This window comes from Streptomyces sp. NPDC008313 (assembly GCF_042956125.1).
Classification (GTDB): domain Bacteria; phylum Actinomycetota; class Actinomycetes; order Streptomycetales; family Streptomycetaceae; genus Streptomyces.
In genome coordinates this window covers 84,297-105,459 of sequence record NZ_JBIBFR010000018.1, presented here as the reverse complement: position 1 = coordinate 105,459, position 21,163 = coordinate 84,297, and the positions used below count along the sequence as shown (strand labels likewise).

Sequence of the window (21,163 nt, the reverse complement as noted above, 5' to 3'; positions counted from 1 at the left end):
TTTTGTACGGGCGAACTCCCGGACACGCAAAGCGGATTCGGGACTTCCGGAATGCGCCCGGTGACTCAGACCTTCTTGAAGCCCCGGTGGAGCGCCACCACGCCGCCCGTCAGATTCCGCCAGGCGACCTTCGACCAGCCGGCCCCGCGCAGGCGTGCGGCGAGTTCGGGCTGGTTGGGCCAGGCGCGGATGGACTCGGCGAGGTAGACGTACGCGTCGGGGTTGGAGGACACCGCCCGGGCGGTGGGCGGGAGCGCGCGCATCAGGTACTCGGTGTACACGGTGCGGAACGGCGCCCAGGTCGGCTGCGAGAACTCGCAGATCACGACCCGCCCGCCGGGCTTGGTCACCCGGTACAGCTCGCCCAGCGCGGCGTCCGTGTCCTGGACGTTGCGCAGACCGAAGGAGATCGTCACCGCGTCGAAGGTGTCGTCCCTGAACGGGAGCCTCGTCGCGTCGCCCGCGGTGAGCGGCAGCCACGGGTGCCGCTTCTTGCCCACCTGGAGCATTCCGAGGGAGAAGTCGCAGGGGACGACGTACGCGCCCGTGCGGGCGAAGGGGAGCGACGAGGTGGCCGTGCCGGCGGCGAGGTCCAGGACCTTCTGCGCCGGACGCGCGTCCACCGCCCGCGCGACCTCCTTGCGCCAGAGCCGGGCCTGCCCCAGGGACAGCACGTCGTTGGTGAGGTCGTACCGTTCCGCCACGTCGTCGAACATCGAGGCGACTTCGTGCGGCTGCTTGTCCAGGGATGCGCGGGTCACGCTCCCATTGTGTCAGTACGGGCCGGACGCCCCGTCGGCACCCGGGCCGGGCGTCCCCCTGGCACCCGGCCCGTCGCACCCTGAGGGCAGCAGTCTCGGCCTCTTCCCCGCCGCGACGTCCTCGACCCAGCCGAAGAGCAGGACCGCGGCGGCGATCAGCACCCAGGCGACACCGAACAGGAACCACTGGCTCTCCAGCGGCAGGTACCGCTCGAAGGCGGGCACGTCCCAGAACGTGTCGATCAGCGGGACCGCGAGGATCAGGGCGACCTCGTGCCACAGATACAGCGTCACGGCACGGGAGTTGAAGACCGTCACGAGCCGGTCCAGCCGCCGCGACCGAGCGAGGCGGGCGAAGTCGACCGCCCAGTACGCCTTGGAGTACATCAGCAGCGTCACGAACCCGGCCGACCAGAAGGCCTGGGCGAGGGGGATGTCGTCCAGGTCGTACGTGCCCGTCTCCGCCTGGTGCGTCAGGGCGTACCACCCGCCGTACGCGAGCGCCGCGAGCGAGGCGGCGACCACCGGGCCCGGCCGCAGCCTGTGCAGGACCCCGTCGCGGTGGGCGAAGCCGAGCATCCAGCAGAACAGGAAGGTGGCCAGGTCGGTGAGGGCGACGCCGAGCCGGTCGTCGGGCGGCCGCCGGACCAGGGTGAGCACCACGACCGGTACGAGGGAGAGCAGCAGCACCGGGACCGGGGCCGCCCGGAACACCCTCAGCAGCAGCGGGGAGAGCAGCACGAACCACAGATAGGTCCGCAGGTACCAGAGGACCTCCCAGGCCTGCGCGCCCCACGCGTCACCCCGCGGATCACCGAGCGGCACCACCCAGTAGACGATGTCCCGGCCCGGCACCCAGCCGTGGACCAGCATGGCGAGGACGACGAAGAAACCCCAGAACCACATCGGCGGCAGCAGCCTGCGCACCCGGCTCCTGATCACCCGGACCGCGGGCCGCTCCAGCGACTTCGCCATCAGCGTCCCGGCCAGCGCGAACATCACGCCCATGGACGGGAAGACCAGGCCCGCCCAGGCCCAGCCGAAGGTGTGGTACGCCACCACGCGGACCAGCGCGACGGCGCGCAGCGTGTCGAAGTACCGGTCCCGGCCGCCACCGGCCGGCGGCGACGGCCTCGGTCCGTGAGCGGCTTCGGGCTCCGGGCCCGGCTCGCGCGCGGGGCCGGGTGCCTGCCCCCGCGGTCCGTAGTGAGCGTGCCGGCCTCGATTCACCCCCCGGCTCATCAGCCGCTCCCCACCGGGGTGCCGACCTCGCCGGTGCGTTTGAGCTTCTGCCAGCGCAGGCGGCCGCCCGTGAGGGCGGTGACACAGGAGTGGATCAGGACGAGGTACATCATCTGGCGGTAGGCGAGCTGTTGCAGCGGGAGCATCAGCAGGTACCGGTACTTCTCGCGGTCCAGCCGGAAGGCGTAGGCCGCGCAGACGAGCTGGACACCGAGCACGGCCAGCCAGGCGAGCAGCGAGGCCCGGAAGTCGACGAAGATCATCGAGTAGACGGTGAAGACGTCGATGAGCGGCGCGAAGAGGGGCGTCAGGATCTGGAAGACGACCACGAGGGGCATGCCGACCCGGCCGAAGCGGCCCGAGGGCCCCCTGTCCGTCAGCGACCTGCGGTGCTTCCAGAGCGCCTGCATCGTCCCGTACGCCCAGCGGTAGCGCTGCGACCACAGCTGCCCCAGCGAACCGGGCGCCTCGGTCCAGGCGCGGGCGTGCTCCTGGTAGACGACCCGCCGTCCGCTGCGGTGCAGCGCGATCGTGATGTCGGTGTCCTCGGCGAGGGTGTCGTCGCTCATGCCCCCGGCCTCCAGGACCGCCTCCCGGCGGAACGCGCCGATCGCGCCCGGGATGGTGGGCATGCAGCGCAGCAGGTCGTACATGCGGCGGTCGAGGTTGAAGCCCATGACGTACTCGATGTGCTGCCAGGCGCCGATGACCGTGTCCCGGTTGCCACCTTGGCGTTGCCCGCGACCGCGCCGACCTCCTCGTCCGCGAACGGCTGCACGAGCTGGTGGACGGTGTCCGGTTCGAAGACGGTGTCGCCGTCCATCATCACGACGATGTCGTGGCGGGCGTGGCGGACACCGTTGTCGAGGGCGGCCGACTTGCCCGCGTTCTCCTGGCGGACGACCCGTACGCCGGGCAGCCCCAGGGACTCGGCGATCTCCCTGGTGCCGTCGGTCGAGCCGTCGTCGACGACGATGATCTCGATCGGGTGGGTACTGCGCGCCAGCGATTCCAGGGTGCTCGCGATGCACTCCTTCTCGTTGTACGCGGGCACGACGACGCTGACCGGGCGGGTGACCTCGGGCCCCCAGGAGAACCGGCGTCTGTTGCGCTGGCGGTAGTGGCGGCGGGCCAGGATCAGCATCATCCCGAAGCGGCCCAGCACCGCGACGCCGACCACGGCCAGTCCGGACGCCAGCCCCGGTACCGTCCACTCGGCGACCCTGACGGCCCAGATGAGCGCCCTGCCCTCGTAGAGGGTCGCGCCGGTCGCCGTGCGATGGGCGGCCGTGAGCCCGGACGACGCGCCGCCCGCACCGGCGGCCGTACCCGCGCCCGCGCCCATCGCCGCACCCGCCAGCCGGTCCTCGTCCTGCGCGCCGTCCTGCGCGCTGTCCTGTGCGCCGTCCTGCTGCCGGGACGCTCCGCTGACGGTGGTGAAGGTGTAACCCTTCGCCTTCATCTTCCTGATGTACGTACCGAGGGCCTCGACCGTCTGGCTGCGGTCCCCGCCGGCGTCGTGGAAGAGCACCGCGGCGCCCTTGTTCTTCTTCGGCGTCGCCCACTTGACGATCTTCGAGACGCCCGGCCTCTTCCAGTCGTCGCTGTCGGTGTCGACGAAGACGCTGGTGTAGCCCTGGGCGCCGAGCTCCTTGTAGACGGGCCAGCTGTAGTTGTCGATGGCGTCCGTCTCGGAGGAGTACGGCGCGCGGAAGAGCGTGGTCGTGATGCCGGCCGCGCCCGCGAGGGCGAGCTGGGTCTGCGCCATCTCCCGGGAGATCCGGGCGGTGCTCTGGTAGGAGAGGTCGACGTGGGTGAACGTGTGGACGCCGATCTCGCTGCCCTGGTCCACCAGGTCCCTCACGAGGTCCGGATGGCGCGACACCATCGAGCCGACCACGAAGAAGGTGCCGGGGACGTCGTTCTCCTCCAGCACGTCGAGGACCTGGGGCGTCCAGGTGGGATCGGGACCGTCGTCGAAGGTGAGGACGATGGTCCTGTCCGGCACGGACCGCGTCACGGCCCGCCCGTCGCGGAACGAGAGGATCGGACCGCCGTCCAGGACGGAGTCGGGCACGTCGGAGGCACTGGCCCCGGTCCGTACGCGCTGGTCGCCTCCGACCTCGGCGCGCAGATAGCCGTCGAGGAGCATCACGCTGGTGAGCGCCAGCAGGAGCAGCAGGGCGAGGATCACGCGGGGCCTCTGCAGTGCGGCGGCCCGGCCGGCGGCCCGTTCCATGCGGGAGGGGGCGCGGCGGCGGCCGCGCGAGGGTGTCGTCGTGGTCATGGGGGTGAGGGGGTCCCGGTCAGTTGGCGCCGTCGGAGGCGGATACGTCGGAGGCGGGTACGGGGGCGGCGCTCACGGAGGCCGAGGCGGCGGGGGACGGGGCCGCGGGCCTGTCCGACGGGGGCGCTCCGGTGGGCCGTCCGGTCGGGGCGATGCCGTCCCGCGGCCCGGTCCCTCCCCCGGGCGCGGCTCCCGCCCGGCCGCCGAAGGGCAGCAGGGAGGACGGGGCCAGGGCGGTCCCCCAGCCCATGAACGCCATGCCGAGCACGACCGCGTAGCCGAGGCAGACGACGCCGACGAGGACGCCGAGGCGACGCAGCAGGCGCGCTCTGCGGCCGGAGCTGTCGACGAACACGGGGCCGTCGCCCGGACCGGTGCCGCGCCTGCGGCCGCGGCCCCGCACGGGAGCGGGCTTTTCGATGGCGGACTCGGAATGCATTCTCCGGACGCTAGAACGCCTTTATGTGACCGCATCCGGAGTTTTCTTGTGAGTGGCCCATGGATAAGTCCGGATCCTGTATTTTTCCTGAGGGAACGCGGGCGCCTGTGTGCCCGCCGGGGGTGGGGGCCGAACCGTATGTCCGGATTTTCACCCCGGCGCACTCGGGCCAGGGCTTTCTTTCTGCTGGGGGCCCGCGGTGCGGCCGCGTCGGGGCGGCACAGCCGGGTGTGAGACGTTCTCATCGGGAAACGCGCTTTCGTTTCCGCATCGAGGCAGAAATCACGAATTCCGAAAGCGGGTGCAGGTGCGATGAGGGGTTTCCGAAAGCCGGCCGCCGGGCTCGCGGGCCTGGTGCTGCTGGCGTGTGCGGGGTGCTCCTCGGGCGGTGGCGGTTCCTCGGACGCGGCTCCGGCGCGCACCCCGGGGGCGGGCTCGTCGTCGACCTCGTACGCGCCCTACGTCAGTGCCACGTCCGCCTCCCCCATGGACACGGCGGGGTCGCCGGGGACGTACAACCTGGCGTTCGTGATCGCGGACGGCGGTGACTGCACGCCGTCCTGGGACGGGGTGCACGAGGTCGGTGACGCGGGCGTGAAGGCGCGGATCGACAAGCTGACGGACACCGGCGCCTCGCTGCGGGTCTCCTTCGGCGGTGCGTCCGGCAAGGAGCTGGCGTCGGTCTGCGACAGCGCGTCCGAGCTCGCGGCGGCCTACGGCGAGGCACTGGACGCGGCGGGGACGACGCTGGCGGACTTCGACGTCGAGGGCGACCAGTTGAAGGACGCGGACTCGGTGGCCCTGCGTTCGGAGGCGATCGCCCTGCTGCAGAAGGAACGCGACGGCCTGAGCGTGTCGTTCACGCTGCCCGTCATGCCGTCGGGTCTCGACGAGGACGGCCTCGCGCTGCTGGAGTCCGCCAACGACCACGGCGTGGAGGTCGCCACGGTCGACATCATGACGATGAACTACGCCGAGTCGTACGACGACGACATGGGCGACTACGCCCTGGCCGCCGCCGAGAAGACCCACGACCAGCTGGTGGACGTCTTCGGCCAGTCGTCGAAGGGCGCCTGGCAGGGGCTCGCGCTCACCTCGATGCTCGGCGTCCAGGACGTCGACAACGAGACGTTCACCCTCGACGACGCCGCCGAGGTGCGGGCGTTCGCCGAGAAGAAGGGGATCGCGTGGGTGTCGATGTGGGCGACGTTCCGCGACCGGGAGTGCGGCGAGGACGCCGCTGCGGATGACCCGTTGATCAATTGCAGTGGGGTGGAGCAGGAGAACGGGGCGTTCGGGAAGGTGTTCGCGGGGTGAGGGCCGGCGCCGCCACGGGCCGGCGCCGCCACGGGTCAGCGGCGCCGGTACACCAGGCGTCCGCCCACGACGGTGGCCACGCACGTGGACGCGCCGTCCCGCACGAGGGCGTCCCGGTCGGGCACGTCGAAAACGGCGAACCGCGCGGGCTTCCCGGCGCCGAGGCCCGGCAGCAGGACGAGCGGAACCGGGGAGAGCGCCGCGGGCCCGGGCAGTGCGGCCGGACGCCCCGCCAGGGCGAGCCCGGCCCTGCGCACCGCGTCCAGGGCCTCGCGGCTGCGCAGCTCACCGGCGACCGCGACCGTTCCGTGCGCCAGCATGCGCTGCACCCCGCGGCGTGCGCTGGCGCCCCGCGCGGACGGTCCGGCGGCCAGGAGCGCCCGCGCGCGCAGCCCGAACACCGGCTCGGTACCGAGCCGGTCCGCCTCGCGCGGGTCGGGGTGGTACGCCTGCTCCAGCAGTTCCGGACCGTAGGGGTTGAGCAGACCGGGCGTCAGGATGCCGGGCCACCGCCGCAGCCGGGCGCCCGGATGACCGGCTGCCAGCTGTTCGTACGGGCCGACGGCGGCGATGTGCGCGCCGTCGACCACGACGGCGGTTTCGGGCGAGGCGTCGGCGGTGTGAAGGGTCAGCACGGGGACGTCAGTTGGCGGACAGGAGCTTCAGCTCCGGGTGGGCGGTGCCGCCCTCGATGGCCGTGGACGAGATGTGCGAGACCACGCGCTCGTCGACCGGGTCGTTGGCCGGGTCGTCGTGCACGACCAGGTGCTCGTACGTGGTGGCCCGCTGGGCGGGGACGCGCCCGGCCTTGCGGATCAGGTCGATGATCTCCATGCGGTTGGAGCGGTGCTTGGCGCCCGCCGAGGAGACGACGTTCTCCTCCAGCATGATCGAGCCGAGGTCGTCCGCGCCGTAGTGCAGCGACAGCTGGCCGACCTCCTTGCCGGTGGTGAGCCACGAGCCCTGGATGTGGGCGACGTTGTCGAGGAAGAGCCGGGCGATGGCGATCATCCGGAGGTACTCGAAGAGGGTCGCCTGGGTGCGGCCCTTCAGGTGGTTGTTCTCCGGCTGGTAGGTGTACGGGATGAAGGCGCGGAAGCCGCCCGTCCGGTCCTGTACGTCACGGATCATCCGCAGGTGCTCGATGCGCTCGGCGTTGGTCTCGCCGGTGCCCATGAGCATGGTGGACGTCGACTCGACGCCGAGCCGGTGCGCGGCCTCCATGATCTCCAGCCAGCGTTCGCCGGACTCCTTGAGGGGGGCGATGGCCTTGCGCGGACGCTCCGGCAGCAGCTCGGCTCCGGCTCCGGCGAAGGAGTCCAGTCCGGCGGCGTGGATCCGCTGGATCGCCTCCTCCACGGACACCTCGGAGATCCGGGCCATGTGCTCGACCTCGGACGCGCCGAGGGAGTGGATGACCAGCTGCGGGTAGGCGGCCTTGATGGCGGAGAAGTGCTTCTCGTAGTACTCGACGCCGTAGTCGGGGTGGTGGCCGCCCTGGAACATGATCTGCGTCCCGCCGAGTTCGACGGTCTCCGCGCAGCGGCGCAGGATGTCGTCCAGGTCCCGCGTCCAGCCCTTGGCCGTGTCCTTGGGGGCCGCGTAGAAGGCGCAGAACTTGCACGCGGTGACGCACACGTTCGTGTAGTTGATGTTCCGCTCGATGATGTACGTCGCGATGTGCTCCGTACCCGCGTAGCGGCGGCGGCGTACGGCGTCGGCGGCGGCGCCCAGCGCGTGCAGCGGGGCGTCCCGGTAGAGGACGAGCGCCTCTTCGGGAGTGATGCGCCCGCCCGCGGCGGCACGGTCGAGGACGGCTGTGACATCAATTGAGGTGAGGTCGGCCTTCTCGGTCACCGGGCGTCCCTTTCGGAGGGTTCATCATGCTTGTGCACGGACCGATCCAGCCTACGCCAGCCGGCCGCGACCCCTCACGCCAGGCCGCACCCGCTCTGACCAGGCACTGCCTCAGGCGGCGTAGGCCCCGATGAGCAGGCCGACGTAGGCGCCCGCGATCAGGAACGGCCCGAACGGGATCGACGTACGGCGTCCGGCGCGGCCCGCGACGACGAGGGCCAGCCCGTACAGACCGCCGAACAGGAAACCGGCGAACGTCCCCAGGAACAGCGTGCTCCAGCCGTACCAGCCGAGGATCGCGCCGAGTCCCGGGGCGAGTTTCACGTCGCCGAAGCCCATGCCGTTCGGGTTGAGGAGGAACAGGACGTAGTAGGCGCCGCCCAGGGCCAGGGCGCCGAACAGCGCCGTCCGCCAGGAGCCGGCGTGCTCGGGCGCGAGCGCGGCGCCGCCGAGCAGCACCAGGGCGGCGCCCGCGAGCGGCAGGGTCAGCGGGTCGGGCAGCCGCTGCACCCGGAAGTCGACGACCGCGAGCAGCACGCCGACGGGCGCGAGCAGCAGCCAGACGGCGAGTTCGGGCCGGGTGCCGGTGGCGAGGGCGAGGAGCGCGCAGACGAGGGCGGTGGCCAGCGCCACGGGCGCGGTGCCGGGCCCGTACCGGCTGCCGTCCGCGCACCGGGCCCGGCCCAGCCACCCGCCGCCGGGGCCCGCGATGGTGTGGCCGTCCGGGCACCGGTCGCGCCAGTCCTCGTCCGGTTCGACGGACAGCCGGTACGCGGCGCGGGGCAGGAGCAGCCCGGCCGCGGCCCCCCAGAGGGCGGCGGCGAGAGCCGACAACGTCAGGATGTCCACGGCTACTTGACCTTCGACATGCGGGAGGTCGGATCGCCCGCCTCCGGGTTGTCGGTCTCGTACCTGAGGTCGTCGCCGACCGGGGTCAGCCGGACCTCGTGCTTCCCGGTCGTGCACGTCGACGGGTTGGACTTCACGGCCACGCTGCTGACGACGAGCTGCTGGGGCGTGGCCCTCTTGAGGAAGAGCACGTCGTCGCAGGTCCCGCCGATCTGGTCGGTCGAGCGGAAGGTGGCGATCCGGTCGCCCACCCCGCCCTGGCTGATCGTGACGCGGAAGGTCCCCGCGGGCAGGGTGCCGCCGAGGGCGAGCGCGTCGCCCTCCCACGTGCCGAGGTAGGCGGCGGGAATCGCACCGGGCTCCTGTCCGGCGTCGGGGCCGGACGCGCTCGCCGTGGCCGAGGGCGGGCTCGCGGCACCGGTGTCGGAACCGCCGTCGCCGCCCGGCATCAGGTCGAAGACGAACGCCGATCCCACCGTCACCGCCGCCAGCGCCCCGGCGACCGCCAGCGCGACCGTGCAACTCACCTTCCGTCCGCGGCCGTCCGCCCCCGGCGCGGCGGTGGCCGCCACGCTGACGGAGACCCGGCCGGGGTGACCGGCGCCCTCCGGACCCGGGTCGTGGTGCGGACGGGGAACGTCCGGCCTCGGCGCACGCGGTTCTGGCAGGGGCGGGCCGCCGGGCGCCATGGCCGGCGGCGGGCCGAACCCGGGCGGCGGCGGACCGAACACCCCGCTCGCCGGGGGCACCGGAACCTGTCCGTCCGGTCCCGTCGTTGCGGGCGGCACCGTCGGCGGCGCCTGCACCGACGGGGTGCTGAACCCCACCGGGCCCGAGGGGGCCGCGTCCGACGCCTCCAGGTTCAGCAGTCGCACCGCGCCGCGGCTGACCTGCTCCACCAGCGGCCCCGGCAGCCAGCCCGCGGCCACCAGACGGGCCGCCCCCTCGGGCGCCAGCGCCGCGGCCACCTCGCCTGGCGCCGGGCGCCGGGCCGGGTCCTTGGCCAGGCAGCGGCCCACGAGTTCCCTCAGGCCGCCGTCCAGGGAGCCCAGTTCGGGCTCCTCGTGCACCACCTTGTAGAGCAGCGCCGCCGACGAGTCGCCGGGGAACGGTGACGTCCCCGTCGCCGCGTACGCCAGCACCGCGCCCAGGGAGAAGACGTCCGCCGCGCCCGCGACACCCTTGCCGAGGATCTGCTCGGGCGACATGTAGCCGGGGGAGCCGACCGACACGCCGGTGGAGGTGAGGGAGGCGGTGCCTCCCGTGGCGCGGGCGATGCCGAAGTCGATGAGCAGGGGGCCGTCCAGGGTGAGCAGGACGTTCGACGGCTTGACGTCGCGGTGGACCAGTCCCAGTCCGTGCACCGCCGCGAGCGCCTCGGCCAGCCCCGCGCCCAGCACCCGTACGGAGTGCTCGGGCAGCGGGCCGCCGCCGGCGACGGCGGCCGTCAGCGTGGGTCCCGCCACGTACCCCGTCGCCACCCACGGGACCGGGGCCTCCGGGTCCGCGTCCAGGACGGGCGCCGTCCAGGCACCGCCCACCCGCCGCGCGGCCTCGACCTCGCGGCGGAACCGGGCCCGGAACTCCTCGTCGAGCGCGAAGTGCGGATGCACGATCTTGACCGCGACCGTGCGGCCGCCCGCGCTGCGGCCCAGATAGACACGGCCCATGCCGCCCGACCCGAGCCGGCCGAGCAGCCGGTAGGGACCCACGACCATGGGCTCGCCGACGTCGAGCGGCTGCATGGCGCCCGCACCTCCCCCGTACGCACCGCGCGCACTCTCCCGCAGGGTAGTGCGTGCGCGCGGGAGCCCACCCGTCCTTGCCGCGCCCGGGCCGCCACGGCGCCGCACCTCACGGCGTCACGGAGCGGGCCCGATGCCCCACTGCGTCACGGCGTCAGGCCCGATGCCCCACGGCGCCGGGCCCGGTGCCAGGCATCCCGGTGCCACGGCGTCCCGGTGTCACGGTGTCAGCAGTTCGACCTTCACGTCCGCCGGGAAGCCGGTCGTCGGGCCGACCCGGCGCGCGAACTCGGCGACGGCCTCCAGCTGCGGCGCGCCGAAGCGGAAGTCGAGCGTCGTGAAGTAGCGCTCCAGCACCGCCTCGTCGAAGGACTCCCAGCGCGCCGCCTGCTCGGCGACCTTGGAGACCTCCTCCAGCGACAGGTTGCGGGAGGCGAGGAACGCCTCGTGCACCTTGCGGGTGACGACCGGCTCGCGCTCCAGGTAGTCGCGGCGGGCCGCCCACACGGCGAAGACGAACGGCAGCCCCGTCCACTCCTTCCACATGGCGCCGAGGTCGTGCACCTCCAGGCCGAACTTCGGGCCCTCGAGCAGATTGGCCCGCAGCGCCGCGTCTCCGATGAGCACGGCGGCGTCCGCCTCCTGCATCATCAGGCTCAGGTCGGGCGGGCACGTGTAGTACGAGGGCCGCACGCCGACCTTCTCGGCCAGCAGCAGCTGGGCCAGGCGCACGGACGTGCGCGAGGTCGAGCCGAGGGCGACACGCGCGCCGTCCAGGCTGTCCAGGGGGACCTGCGAGACGATCACGCAGGACATGACGGGCCCGTCGCAGCCGACAGCGATGTCGGGGAAGGCGACGAGTTCGTCCGCGTGCCGGAGGAACTCGACGAGCGTCACGGGTGCGACGTCGAGTTCCCCGCGCACCAGCTGCTCGCTGAGCTTCTCAGGGGTGTCCTTGGTGAGCTCGAGATCGAGGAGCGTTCCCGTTCTCGCGAGCCCCCAGTACAGGGGCAGGCAGTTCAGGAACTGGATGTGGCCGACGCGCGGCCGGTTGCGAGAATTGTCCACATCGTGAGGCTAGCCCCTGCCCGCCGGGCCGGACCGACCCGCCCCAGGGTGTCCCCGCGGGGCGGGACCGGTCCCCCGGGCGGCGGCCGTCCGTCATGCGATACGGTGCAGGCTCCAGGTCCCCGAGAGGTTCTCGAAACCCTCCCGACCTCTTGTGTCAAGTGTTTCGACACCGTGGCGTCAACCCGGTTCCGAACGGGCTCAAACATTCGGGTGACGTGATCTTGCCCTCTATTGCTTCCGGCTGCCTGCGTGCTAGTCTCATCCGCAAGTTGCAGTTTGGTTTCCCTTGCAGTACAGAGCCTGCGGAGCATGTGACCGCGGGCTCTCGTCGTTTTCAGATGAATGCCAGTTGTTAACACGCAGTTGTTTGCACGGTGCAGGTTCTGGAGCAGGGCAACCCTTTGGGCCCAAGGAGGGCTTATGGCTACCGGAACCGTGAAGTGGTTCAACGCCGAAAAGGGCTTTGGCTTCATTGCCCAGGAAGGCGGCGGCCCGGACGTCTTCGTCCACTACTCCGCGATCAACGCGAGCGGTTTCCGCTCTCTCGAAGAGAACCAGTCGGTTTCCTTCGACGTCACGCAGGGCCCGAAGGGTCCGCAGGCGGAGAACGTCACCCCGCTCTAAGCCGTCGGCTCCATGAGCCCAGTGCTTTGATCCGGAACGGATAGCAGTACCCAAGGAGCCCCGCGCCAGCCGGCCGCGGGGCTCCTGCCTTCGCGTCACCGCTCGTACAGGCCCTCGATCTCCTTGGCGAAGTCCCTGGCGACGGCGTCCCGGCGCAGTTTCATCGACGGGGTCAGATGGCCCGCCTCCTCCGTGAAGTCGCCGGGGAGGATCGTGAAGCGGCGGATCGACTCGGGGCGGGAGACGAGCCTGTTGGCCTCGTCGACGGCCCGCTGCAGGACGGCACGCAGGTCGGGGTCGTCCAGCAGGAGCTCCGGCGGCACGCTGTGCTTGCCGTTCATGTGACGCCAGTGGGTGATGCCCTCGGGGTCCAGGGTCATCAGCGCGGCGACGTACGGGCGCCGGTCGCCGACGAGGACGCACTGGGAGATCAGCGGGTGGGAGCGGAGCCAGTTCTCCAGCGGGGCGGGGGCCACGTTCTTGCCGCCCGCGGTGATCAGGATCTCCTTCTTCCGCCCGGTGATCATCAGATAGCCGTCGTCGTCGAACTCGCCTATGTCCCCCGTGGGCAGCCAGCCGCCCGGGGAGGCGGAGACGACCCCGCCCGCGTGCGGGTCCCAGTACCCGCGGAACACCTGATCGCCGCCGACCAGGATCTCCCCGTCCGCGGCCAGCCGCACCCGGGTGCCGGGCAGTGGCCGGCCGACCGTCCCCAGGCGGGGCCTGTCCGGCGGCGTGACGGTCGCGGCGGCCGTCGTCTCGGTCAGTCCGTACCCCTCGTAGATGTCGATCCCGGCCCCCGAGTAGAACGCGGCGAGACGGCGTCCGAGCGGGGAGCCGCCGCAGATCGCGTACCGGACCCGGCCGCCGAGGGCGTTGCGGATACGCCGGTAGACCAGCGGGTCGTAGAGGGCGCGGGCGGTGCGCAGACCGGCGCCGGGGCCCGGGCCGCTGCCGTGCTGGCGGGCCTCGGCCGCCTCGCCGTAGCGGCAGGCGATGGAGACGGCGCGGTCGAAGGACGACGCCCGCCCCATCCGCTCGGCCGTCGCGCGGGCGGTGTTGAACACCTTCTCCAGGACGTAGGGGATGGCCAGGAGGAAGGTGGGCTTGAAGGACGCCAGGTCGGCGAGGAGGTCGTCGGTCCGCAGGCTCGGCGCGTGACCGAGCTTGACCCGGGCGCGCAGGCAGGCGATCGCGACCATCCGGCCGAAGACGTGCGAGAGCGGCAGGAAGAGGAGCGTGGACGGCTGCTCCCTGGTGCGCGCCCTGAAGATCGGGTAGAGCAGTTCGACCGCGTTGTCGACCTCGGCGAAGAAGTTGCCGTGCGTCAGGGCGCAGCCCTTGGGGCGGCCGGTGGTGCCCGAGGTGTAGATGAGGGTGGCGAGGGTGCCGGGGCCCAGCACGCCACGCCGTACGGCGATCTCCTGGTCCGGGACGCCCCGGCCCAGTTCGGCCAGCCGGTCCACGTGGCCCTTCTCGAAGACCCAGACGTGCCGCAGGTCCGGGATGCGGTCACGCTCGGGGCCGAGCGCGGCGGCCTGCCCGGCGGTCTCGGTGACCAGCGCCACCGCCCCGGAGTCCTGGAGGATCCAGCGGGTCTGGAAGGGCGACGAGGTCGGGTAGACCGGCACGGTGACCAGGCCCGCCGCCCACGCGGCGAAGTCCAGCAGGGTCCACTCGTACGTCGTACAGGCCATGATCGCGAGCCGGTCGCCCGGCACCAGACCCTCCGCGACGAGGCCCTTGGCGACCGCCAGCACCTGCGCGGCGAACTCGGCGGCGCTCACGTCCACCCACCGGCCGCTCGCGTCCTTCCGGCTGAGGACCGCGTCCCGGGGCGCCGCGTCCGCGTTGTCGAACGGCAGGTCCGCCAGCGAACCGTGTGTCACCGGCGCGACGAGCGGCGGCACGGCCACCTCCCGCACCACTCCGTCCAGCCGCTTGATCTCGGGCGTCGCTAGCGGTCGTTCGGACGAGTAGAGGCTGGACACAGGACGGCTCCTTGACTGCGGGGTGCCCGGCGGTGCGAGGCACGGCTCCGCCTCGTACGGCCGCGGACTCCGCGGGGTTCAGCTGTAGGGGGGCGAACGCCGCACGGGGGGTGAGACCGGGATCGTACGGCGCGTGGGTGAGGGGTTCGTGCACGTCCGGGGTGGGGGGAGTGCGGCTCCGGCGGCGGTACGGAGAGGGGCACCTCGACCAGTTCCTGACTTCTGAGTAATCTTACTCAAGAGTAAATAGGAGCCGAGCCGGGAGTTGGACGAATGGCCGATCGCTATCTGCGCTTCACCGGCACCGCACCCGGTCGATTCCTGACCCGCAGGCTCGGCCTGCCCCGGCCCGCCGCGCTGCACCGCTGGTCACCGGAGCGGCCGGCACTGGACGGCGTGCTGCTGCACCTCACGGCCGGGACCTCGGCGATCGGAGGCGACGCGGCGGCCGGACCGGGCGGAACGTCCGAAAACGGCGGCTCGTCGTCCGCCGCGGGCCGGGGCCTCGCGGCGGTGCTGGCGCGTACCGGCCTCGACGTGCGGACGTCCGTGCCCGCGTCCGCCGACGCCCCCGTCGCGGCCGTCGTCCTGGACGCCACCGGTGTCGCGGACGTCGACGCCCTGGGCGAGGTCCACGCCGCCCTGCACCCGGTGGTGCGCTCGGTCGCCGTGAGCGGCCGCGTGCTGGTGCTCGGTGCGCCGCTCGACCCGGCCGACCACCACCAGTCCGCCGTCCAGCAGGGCCTCGAAGGGTTCGTCCGCTCCCTCGGCAAGGAGATCGGGCGGGGCAGGACCGCCGGCCTGGTCCGGCTCACCGACGCCGGTGCCGCCGAGTCCACCCTGCGCTTCCTCCTCTCGCCCCGCTCCGCCTACATCAGCGGCCAGGTCGTCGAGGTCGGCACCGCCCCCGTGACCGCGCCGGACGACTGGGAGCGCCCGCTCGCCGGACTGACCGCGCTCGTCACCGGGGCGGCGCGCGGGATCGGGGAGGCCGTCGCGACGACCCTGGCCCGCGACGGCGCCCACGTGGTCTGCCTCGACATCCCGTCCGCCGGGGCCGAGCTCACCGCCGCCGCCACCCGGATCGGCGGGAGCGCGCTGCCGCTCGACATCACGGCGGCCGACGCGGGTGCGCGGATCGCCGACGCGCTGCCCGGAGGACTCGACGTCCTCGTCCACAACGCGGGCATCACCCGGGACCGCAGGCTCGCCAACATGCCCGCCGACCGGTGGGCGCCGGTGCTCGACGTGAACCTCGCGAGCGTCCTGCGGACGACCGACGCGCTGCTGGCGAAGGGGGCGCTGCGCGCGGGCGGCCGGATCGTCTGCACGGCCTCCATCGCGGGCATCGCGGGGAACACCGGCCAGACCAACTACGCGGCGAGCAAGGCGGGCGTCGTCGGACTCGTCCGCTCCCTCGCCCCCCGGGCCCTGGCGGAACACGGGGTCACCGTGAACGCCGTGGCGCCCGGGTTCATCGAGACGAGGATGACCGCCGCCGTGCCGCTGTTCATCCGGGAGGCGGGCCGCCGGATGAACTCCCTGGGCCAGGGCGGCCTCCCCGTCGACGTCGCCGAGACCACGGCGTGGTTCGCCTCCCCCGGCTCCGGGGCGGTGAACGGCCAGGTCGTCCGGGTCTGCGGACAGAGCCTGCTGGGGGCGTAGGGTCTGCCGCCCTCGCCCCGCCGCCGAACGTGCCGAGCCCGCCGTCCCCTCGCACCGAGCACCCTGGAGACCCCGTGCGCACCCGAACCCTCACCGCTCCGCCCGCGCTGCCCCCGCTGCTGGCCCGGGGCGCCCTGCTCTCGCCGCTCAAACGGCCGCGGTCCGGCGCCGTCTTCTCCCCCACCCGGCTGGTCCTCCCCGGTGTGCGGATCGACCTGGCCCGGCTCGCCGCGTACGAACGGGTCTGCGGCTTCGCCACGGGTGCGGACGCGCTGCCCCTCACCTATCCGCACGTCCTCGCGTTCCCGCTGGCCATGCGGCTGATGGCGGAACGGGCGTTCCCGCTGCCCCTGCTCGGCCTCGTGCACACCTCGATCGAGATCACCCGGCGGGCGGGAACGAGCACCGCGGAGGAGTACGAACTCGGCGTGCACGTCGAGGGACTGGCGCCGCACCGCCGGGGCACCGAGGCCACCGTGGTGAGCGAGGCGAGGGTCGCGGGGCAGCTCGTCTGGGAGTCGAGGAGCACGTATCTCGCCCGGCACAAGGCGGCCGGGGCGGCGCACGGGGCGCCCGGGGAGGCGCCGGTACCCGAGGAGCGGAAGCCGCTGCCCGCCGCCGCCGAGTGGCGGCTCGACGGGGACCTGGGACGGCGGTACGCGGCCGTCTCCGGGGACCGCAACCCCATCCATCTGCACCCGCTCTCCGCGCGCCTGTTCGGCTTCCCCCGCGCGATCGCCCACGGCATGTGGACGGTGGCGCGCTGTCTGGCCGAGCACGGCACGGGGCCGGCGGACGGGACGGGCCGGGCGCTGCGGGTACGGGCCGGGTTCAGGGCCCCCGTCCTGCTCCCGGGGACGGTCACCTACGCCGCCGACGGGCCGGACTTCGCCCTGCGCGGCCCGGCGGACCGCGTCCACCTCACCGGCGAGGTGCACCACCTGCCGGGGTGAGCGTGCCGCGCGCGGCGGGCTCTACCCGGGGTCGGCCGCGTCGGCGGCGGCGTCCCTGACCGGCGGGGTCCAGGGCCGCCCCTCCATGAGGTCGCCGAGGCCGGCCCAGGCGAAGTTCATCAGCGTCGCGGCGGCCTGCTTGGCGGAGACGCCCGGGGTGGCGTTGGCCCAGGCGGCGAGCGACTCGGCCGCGCCGACCAGGGCCTCGGCCAGTCCCGCCACCTCGCGTTCGGGCAGGGAGGGGTCGCGGTGCGCCTCACGCGCCGCGATCACGATCAACTGGGTGACGAACGCCACGAGTTCCTCGCGCATCGCGGTGACCTCGGCCGCGAACGGCTCCCCGTGCGTGCGGGCCTGGAGGTGCAGCACGGTCCAGCTGTCCGGGTTCTGCGCGGTGTGCGTGAAGAACGCCCGCAGCCCTTCCCAGAGTTGGCGGTCGGCGGGGAGGCCGGGCACGACGCCCGCGTGCACCGCCGCGGTGAGCGCCTTGGCCTCACGCCGGATGCACGCGGTGAACAGGTCTTCCTTGGAGTTCAGGTACAGGTACACCAACGGCTTGGAGACGCCCGCCAGATCGGCGATCTCGTCCATCGACGCGGCCCGGTACCCCCGCTGCCCGAAGGTCCGCACGGCGGCGTCCAGCATCTGCTGTTCCCGCACCGCACGCGGCATCCGCTTGCTCTTCACAGCACCCATACGGGCAAGCGTATGTCCGCGGCCGCCCCCTGAGGGCGACGGCCGACCGGTCCCGGACGGTCAGGAGGCCTGGCTCTGGGCGTCGCGGGCGACGTCGTCGGCGCCGTCCTCCTGGTTGCGGTTCTGCTCCAGGTTGGCCTTGGCGCGGTCGACGCGGGCCACGACCTGGGCGGAAGCGCGGTCGCGCTCTCCGCGCAGGACGACGAAGCTGATCGGCGCGGAGATCACCAGGGCGAGCAGGACGACCCACATGTAGTTGGAGTCGCCGAGACCGCGGGGGGCGATGCCGGCGTGGACGAGACCCCAGACGACCACGAGGCAGCCCACGAAGATCCCGAGGCGCATCAGCGTGTAGCGGAGCATCTCAATCCACTCTTCCTGTCCGAACAATCCCAAACGGCACCGTCCAGTGAAACACGGCGGGAAGCCGATCTCTCGGGCGCCCCTCAGTTGCCGACGCCCGCGCCCGCACCGACACCGGCACCGGTGCCGAGGCGGGCCAGGGGGAGCAGCATCGTGATGTCGTCCCGGTCGTCGCCGGGCGCCACCCGGATCGCGTCGGGCACGCGGCCGACCTCCTTGTACCCGCAGGAGGCGTAGAACCGCTCCAGCCCGAGCCCGCCCCGGCAGGTGAGGCGGATCGCCTCGATCCCGTCGAAGCCGGCGGCGGCCTCCCCTGCGGCGGCCAGCAGGTCGCGCCCGTACCCCCTGCCCTGGTGGCGGGGGTGCACCATGACCGTGTAGAGCCAGACCCAGTGGGTCATCAGCCGGTGGGTGTTGAAGGAGAAGAACGCGGTGGCGGCGACGGCGCCCTCCTCGTCGTACCCGACGAGCAGCCGGGTGCGGCCCTCCGCCATCCCCACCATGTGCTTGACCAGTTCGGGCCGGACCACGTCCGCGGCCACGGGCGGCACGAAGCCGACGGAACCGCCCGCGCTGGAGACGTCCACCCACAGGCCGAGCACGCCGTCGCGCAGGGCCGGGGTGACAGGCGGGTCCAGGACAAAGGTAAGGGCCATAGCGCGAGGCTAGCTATTACTCCCGGCACGCGACAAGCCCCGGCCGGAACGGCCGGGGCTTGTGACGCACGCGCCAGGTCCGCGTCCTCAGACCCGCATCGGCTGCGGCGCCTCGCGGCGCGCCGGATCGGGTCCGTCGTACTCGCGGATGATCTCGTACCGCGTGTTCCGCTCGACCGGGCGGAACCCGGCGTCGCGGATCAGGTCGAGCAGGTCCTCGCGGGTCAGCTTGTTCGGGGTGCCGTAGTTGTCGGCGTCGTGCGTGATCTTGTACTCGACGACCGAGCCGTCCATGTCGTCGGCGCCGTGCTGCAGCGCGAGCTGCGCGGTCTGGACGCCGTGCATGACCCAGAAGACCTTGACGTGCGGCACGTTGTCGAAGAGCAGCCGGGAGACGGCGAACGTCTTCAGGGCCTCGGCGCCGGTCGCCATCTGCGTCCGCGCCTGGAGGCGGTTGCGGACCTTGCCGTCCTTCATGTCGACGAAGTCGTGCTGGTAGCGCAGCGGGATGAAGACCTGGAAGCCGCCGGTCTCGTCCTGCAGCTCACGCAGCCGCAGCACGTGGTCCACGCGGTGCCGGGGCTCCTCGATGTGCCCGTACAGCATGGTGCACGGGGTCTTGAGACCCTTCTCGTGCGCCAGCCGGTGGATGCGCGACCAGTCCTCCCAGTGGGTGCGGTGGTCGACGATGTGCTGCCGGACCTCCCAGTCGAAGATCTCGGCGCCGCCGCCGGTCAGGGACTCCAGGCCCGCGTCGATCAGCTCGTCGAGGATCTCGCTCGCGCTCAGCCCGGAGATCGTCTCGAAGTGGTGGATCTCCGTCGCGGTGAACGCCTTCAGGGAGACGTCGGGGAGCGCCTTCTTCAGCTCGCTCAGCGACCGCGGGTAGTAGCGCCACGGCAGGTTGGGGTGCAGGCCGTTGACGATGTGCAGCTCGGTGAGGTTCTCGCCCTCCATCGCCTTGGCGAGACGGACGGCCTCCTCGATGCGCATCGTGTACGCGTCCTTCTCCCCCGGCTTGCGCTGGAAGGAGCAGTACGCGCACGACGCGGTGCACACGTTGGTCATGTTGAGGTGACGGTTGACATTGAAGTGGACGACGTCACCGTTCTTGCGCATGCGCACCTCGTGCGCGAGGCCGCCGAGCCAGGCGAGGTCGTCCGACTCGTACAGCGCGATGCCGTCCTCGCGGGTCAGCCGCTCACCGGCGCGGACCTTGTCCTCCAGCTCGCGCTTGAGTCCGACGTCCATTCCCGGCCGCCTCCCATACATCGACTTGTGTGGAATGTTCACCGTACGCCTAGCCCTCTTCGGGCAGTTCACCGACCCGGTTCTCCCACTTCGTGGAGAGCACGATCGTCGTGCGGGTACGGGAGACGCCCTTCGTGCCGCTGAGCCGGCGGATCGTCCGCTCCAGGCCGTCCACGTCGGAGGAGCGCACCTTCAGCATGAAGGAGTCGTCACCGGCGATGAACCAGCAGTCCTCGATCTCGTGCAGGTCCTTGAGGCGCCGGGCCACGTCCTCGTGGTCGGCCGCGTCGGAGAGCGAGATGCCGATCAGCGCGCTGACGCCGAGGCCGAGCGAGGCGGAGTCGACGGTGGCGCGGTAGCCGGTGATGACGCCGGCGGCCTCCAGCCGGTTGATGCGGTCGGTGACGCTGGGCCCGGAGAGGCCGACGAGCCGGCCCAGCTCCGCGTAGGAGGCGCGGCCGTTCTCCCTGAGAGCCTGGATGAGCTGCCTGTCCACCGCGTCCATTGCGATCGATAGCCTTCCGCTGAAGAGTTCTGAAAGAGTCTGGAAGAGAAAGAGGTCCTGCTCCGTACCGGGTACGGATCCGTACTCAGTCCGCCGTACCCGACGCGTCCGTCACGCCCGTCATGCCATGCCCGTCACGCCGGTCGCGTCGGTCACGCCCGTCGCGCGGGAGGCGCCTCCGATGTCGCCCTCCCACCGGCGGTACAGCCCGTGCCCGACGCCCGCCGCGTCCAGCACCCGCCCGGCGACGAAGTCCACCAGGTCCTGGATGTGGGTCGCTCCCGCGTAGAACGCCGGTGAGGCCGGGAGCACGACGGCGCCCGCCTCGTCCAGCGCGACCAGCTGCTTGAGCGTCTGGCCGCTCAGCGGCGTCTCGCGCACGGAGACGACCAGCTTGCGGCCCTCCTTGAGGGTCACACTCGCGGCCCGCTGCAACAGGTCCTTCGACAGCCCGAGCGCGACCCCGGCCACGCACGCCGTCGACGCCGGGACGATCAGCATGCCCTTCGCGGGATACGAGCCGGAGGACGGCCCGGCCGCGAGGTCGCCCGCGCTCCAGTACCGCACGCCCGCGCCGTCGTCGCCGAGGTCGACGTCGAAGGTGTCCGGCTTGCCGTCGGCTCCCCGGGCCAGCCATTGCCGCAGGTCGTCCCGCCAGTGCGCGTCCCGGAAGGCGATGCCGGTCTCGTCGAGCAGCGTGAGCCGCGAGGCCCTGCTGACGACCAGGTCCACGCTCTCGCCCGCCGCCAGCAGCCCCCGCAGCACGGCCGCCGCGTACGGCGTACCGGACGCTCCCGACACCCCCACGATCCAAGGCCGGCGCTGCGTCTGTCCTGGCTTCATGGTGTCGAGCCTATCCGGCGTCGCGCCAAGCACCGTGCCGGGCGGGCC

The 21,163-nt window shown here is 72.4% G+C and carries 19 protein-coding genes and 1 pseudogene; 4 read left to right on the top strand and 16 right to left on the bottom strand.

From position 1 onward, the window contains the following. Positions 1-65: 65 nt before the first annotated feature. From ACFY93_RS24000 to ACFY93_RS23985, 4 genes and pseudogenes are all read right to left on the bottom strand, one after another. Positions 66-761: a demethylmenaquinone methyltransferase gene (locus tag ACFY93_RS24000; RefSeq protein WP_391362551.1), complete on the bottom strand. Its 696-nt coding sequence runs from the start codon at positions 759-761 to the stop codon at positions 66-68. Between the two features lie 12 nt (positions 762-773). Next, positions 774-2,003 (bottom strand): acyltransferase family protein, encoded by a 1,230-nt coding sequence (locus ACFY93_RS23995; protein WP_391362548.1) that lies wholly within the window; start codon positions 2,001-2,003, stop codon positions 774-776. Further along, positions 2,003-4,290, bottom strand: a pseudogene (locus ACFY93_RS23990) (bifunctional polysaccharide deacetylase/glycosyltransferase family 2 protein). The gene ACFY93_RS23995 and the pseudogene ACFY93_RS23990 overlap by 1 nt, the downstream one beginning before the upstream one ends. A gap of 19 nt (positions 4,291-4,309) precedes the next feature. Further along, positions 4,310-4,729 carry a hypothetical protein gene (locus ACFY93_RS23985; RefSeq protein ID WP_391362546.1) on the bottom strand — a complete coding sequence of 140 codons (420 nt, stop codon included), beginning with the start codon at positions 4,727-4,729 and terminating at the stop codon, positions 4,310-4,312. 312 nt (positions 4,730-5,041) lie between these two features. Between ACFY93_RS23985 and ACFY93_RS23980 the strand changes: the two genes are divergently transcribed. Beyond that, positions 5,042-6,046 (top strand): chitinase, encoded by a 1,005-nt coding sequence (locus ACFY93_RS23980; protein ID WP_391362544.1) that lies wholly within the window; start codon positions 5,042-5,044, stop codon positions 6,044-6,046. A 35-nt stretch (positions 6,047-6,081) separates the two neighbouring features. Here ACFY93_RS23980 and ACFY93_RS23975 read toward each other — a convergent pair whose 3' ends face one another. From ACFY93_RS23975 to ACFY93_RS23955, 5 genes are all read right to left on the bottom strand, one after another. Then, a complete protein-coding gene (locus tag ACFY93_RS23975) occupies positions 6,082-6,681 on the bottom strand; it encodes a hypothetical protein (protein ID WP_391362541.1) in 600 nt (199 codons plus the stop codon). 7 nt (positions 6,682-6,688) lie between these two features. Then, complete coding sequence (mqnC, locus tag ACFY93_RS23970; RefSeq protein ID WP_391362539.1) at positions 6,689-7,903, bottom strand: cyclic dehypoxanthinyl futalosine synthase; 1,215 nt, start codon at positions 7,901-7,903, stop codon at positions 6,689-6,691. A 111-nt stretch (positions 7,904-8,014) separates the two neighbouring features. Next, positions 8,015-8,752 carry a prepilin peptidase gene (locus ACFY93_RS23965; RefSeq protein ID WP_391362536.1) on the bottom strand — a complete coding sequence of 246 codons (738 nt, stop codon included), beginning with the start codon at positions 8,750-8,752 and terminating at the stop codon, positions 8,015-8,017. A 2-nt stretch (positions 8,753-8,754) separates the two neighbouring features. Continuing rightward, a complete protein-coding gene (locus tag ACFY93_RS23960; protein ID WP_391362533.1) occupies positions 8,755-10,497 on the bottom strand; it encodes a protein kinase in 1,743 nt (580 codons plus the stop codon). 219 nt (positions 10,498-10,716) lie between these two features. Further along, positions 10,717-11,565 (bottom strand): MqnA/MqnD/SBP family protein, encoded by an 849-nt coding sequence (locus ACFY93_RS23955; protein ID WP_391362530.1) that lies wholly within the window; start codon positions 11,563-11,565, stop codon positions 10,717-10,719. A gap of 423 nt (positions 11,566-11,988) precedes the next feature. Between ACFY93_RS23955 and ACFY93_RS23950 the strand changes: the two genes are divergently transcribed. Further along, a complete protein-coding gene (locus ACFY93_RS23950; protein WP_010986243.1) occupies positions 11,989-12,192 on the top strand; it encodes a cold-shock protein in 204 nt (67 codons plus the stop codon). Between the two features lie 95 nt (positions 12,193-12,287). Here the strand turns inward: ACFY93_RS23950 and ACFY93_RS23945 are convergent, their stop codons facing one another. Next, entirely contained in the window at positions 12,288-14,183 is a 1,896-nt protein-coding gene (locus tag ACFY93_RS23945) for an AMP-binding protein (RefSeq protein WP_391362527.1), read from the bottom strand. Positions 14,184-14,456: 273 nt separating this feature from the next. On the opposite strand from ACFY93_RS23945, the gene ACFY93_RS23940 reads away from it, so the two are divergent. Both ACFY93_RS23940 and ACFY93_RS23935 read left to right on the top strand, forming a co-directional pair. Next, a complete protein-coding gene (locus ACFY93_RS23940) occupies positions 14,457-15,848 on the top strand; it encodes a 3-oxoacyl-ACP reductase (protein ID WP_391362524.1) in 1,392 nt (463 codons plus the stop codon). A 74-nt stretch (positions 15,849-15,922) separates the two neighbouring features. After that, positions 15,923-16,801, top strand: coding sequence for a MaoC/PaaZ C-terminal domain-containing protein (locus ACFY93_RS23935; RefSeq protein WP_391362522.1), 879 nt, complete (start codon positions 15,923-15,925; stop codon positions 16,799-16,801). 21 nt (positions 16,802-16,822) lie between these two features. Here the strand turns inward: ACFY93_RS23935 and ACFY93_RS23930 are convergent, their stop codons facing one another. The 6 genes from ACFY93_RS23930 to ACFY93_RS23905 form a co-directional block, all read right to left on the bottom strand. Next, on the bottom strand, positions 16,823-17,497 hold the full coding sequence (locus tag ACFY93_RS23930; protein ID WP_391362520.1) for a TetR family transcriptional regulator: 675 nt from the start codon (positions 17,495-17,497) through the stop codon (positions 16,823-16,825). Between the two features lie 60 nt (positions 17,498-17,557). After that, a complete protein-coding gene (locus tag ACFY93_RS23925) occupies positions 17,558-17,860 on the bottom strand; it encodes a DUF4229 domain-containing protein (RefSeq protein WP_391362517.1) in 303 nt (100 codons plus the stop codon). Between the two features lie 83 nt (positions 17,861-17,943). After that, the gene (locus tag ACFY93_RS23920) at positions 17,944-18,516 is read right to left on the bottom strand and encodes a GNAT family N-acetyltransferase (protein ID WP_391362514.1); all 573 of its coding nucleotides are present in this window, start codon (positions 18,514-18,516) and stop codon (positions 17,944-17,946) included. A gap of 87 nt (positions 18,517-18,603) precedes the next feature. Further along, positions 18,604-19,767 (bottom strand): aminofutalosine synthase MqnE, encoded by a 1,164-nt coding sequence (gene mqnE / locus ACFY93_RS23915; protein WP_391362511.1) that lies wholly within the window; start codon positions 19,765-19,767, stop codon positions 18,604-18,606. A 49-nt stretch (positions 19,768-19,816) separates the two neighbouring features. After that, the gene (locus ACFY93_RS23910) at positions 19,817-20,272 is read right to left on the bottom strand and encodes an Lrp/AsnC ligand binding domain-containing protein (RefSeq protein WP_391362509.1); all 456 of its coding nucleotides are present in this window, start codon (positions 20,270-20,272) and stop codon (positions 19,817-19,819) included. 120 nt (positions 20,273-20,392) lie between these two features. Then, on the bottom strand, positions 20,393-21,115 hold the full coding sequence (locus ACFY93_RS23905) for a UbiX family flavin prenyltransferase (RefSeq protein WP_391362506.1): 723 nt from the start codon (positions 21,113-21,115) through the stop codon (positions 20,393-20,395). Positions 21,116-21,163 lie beyond the last annotated feature (48 nt).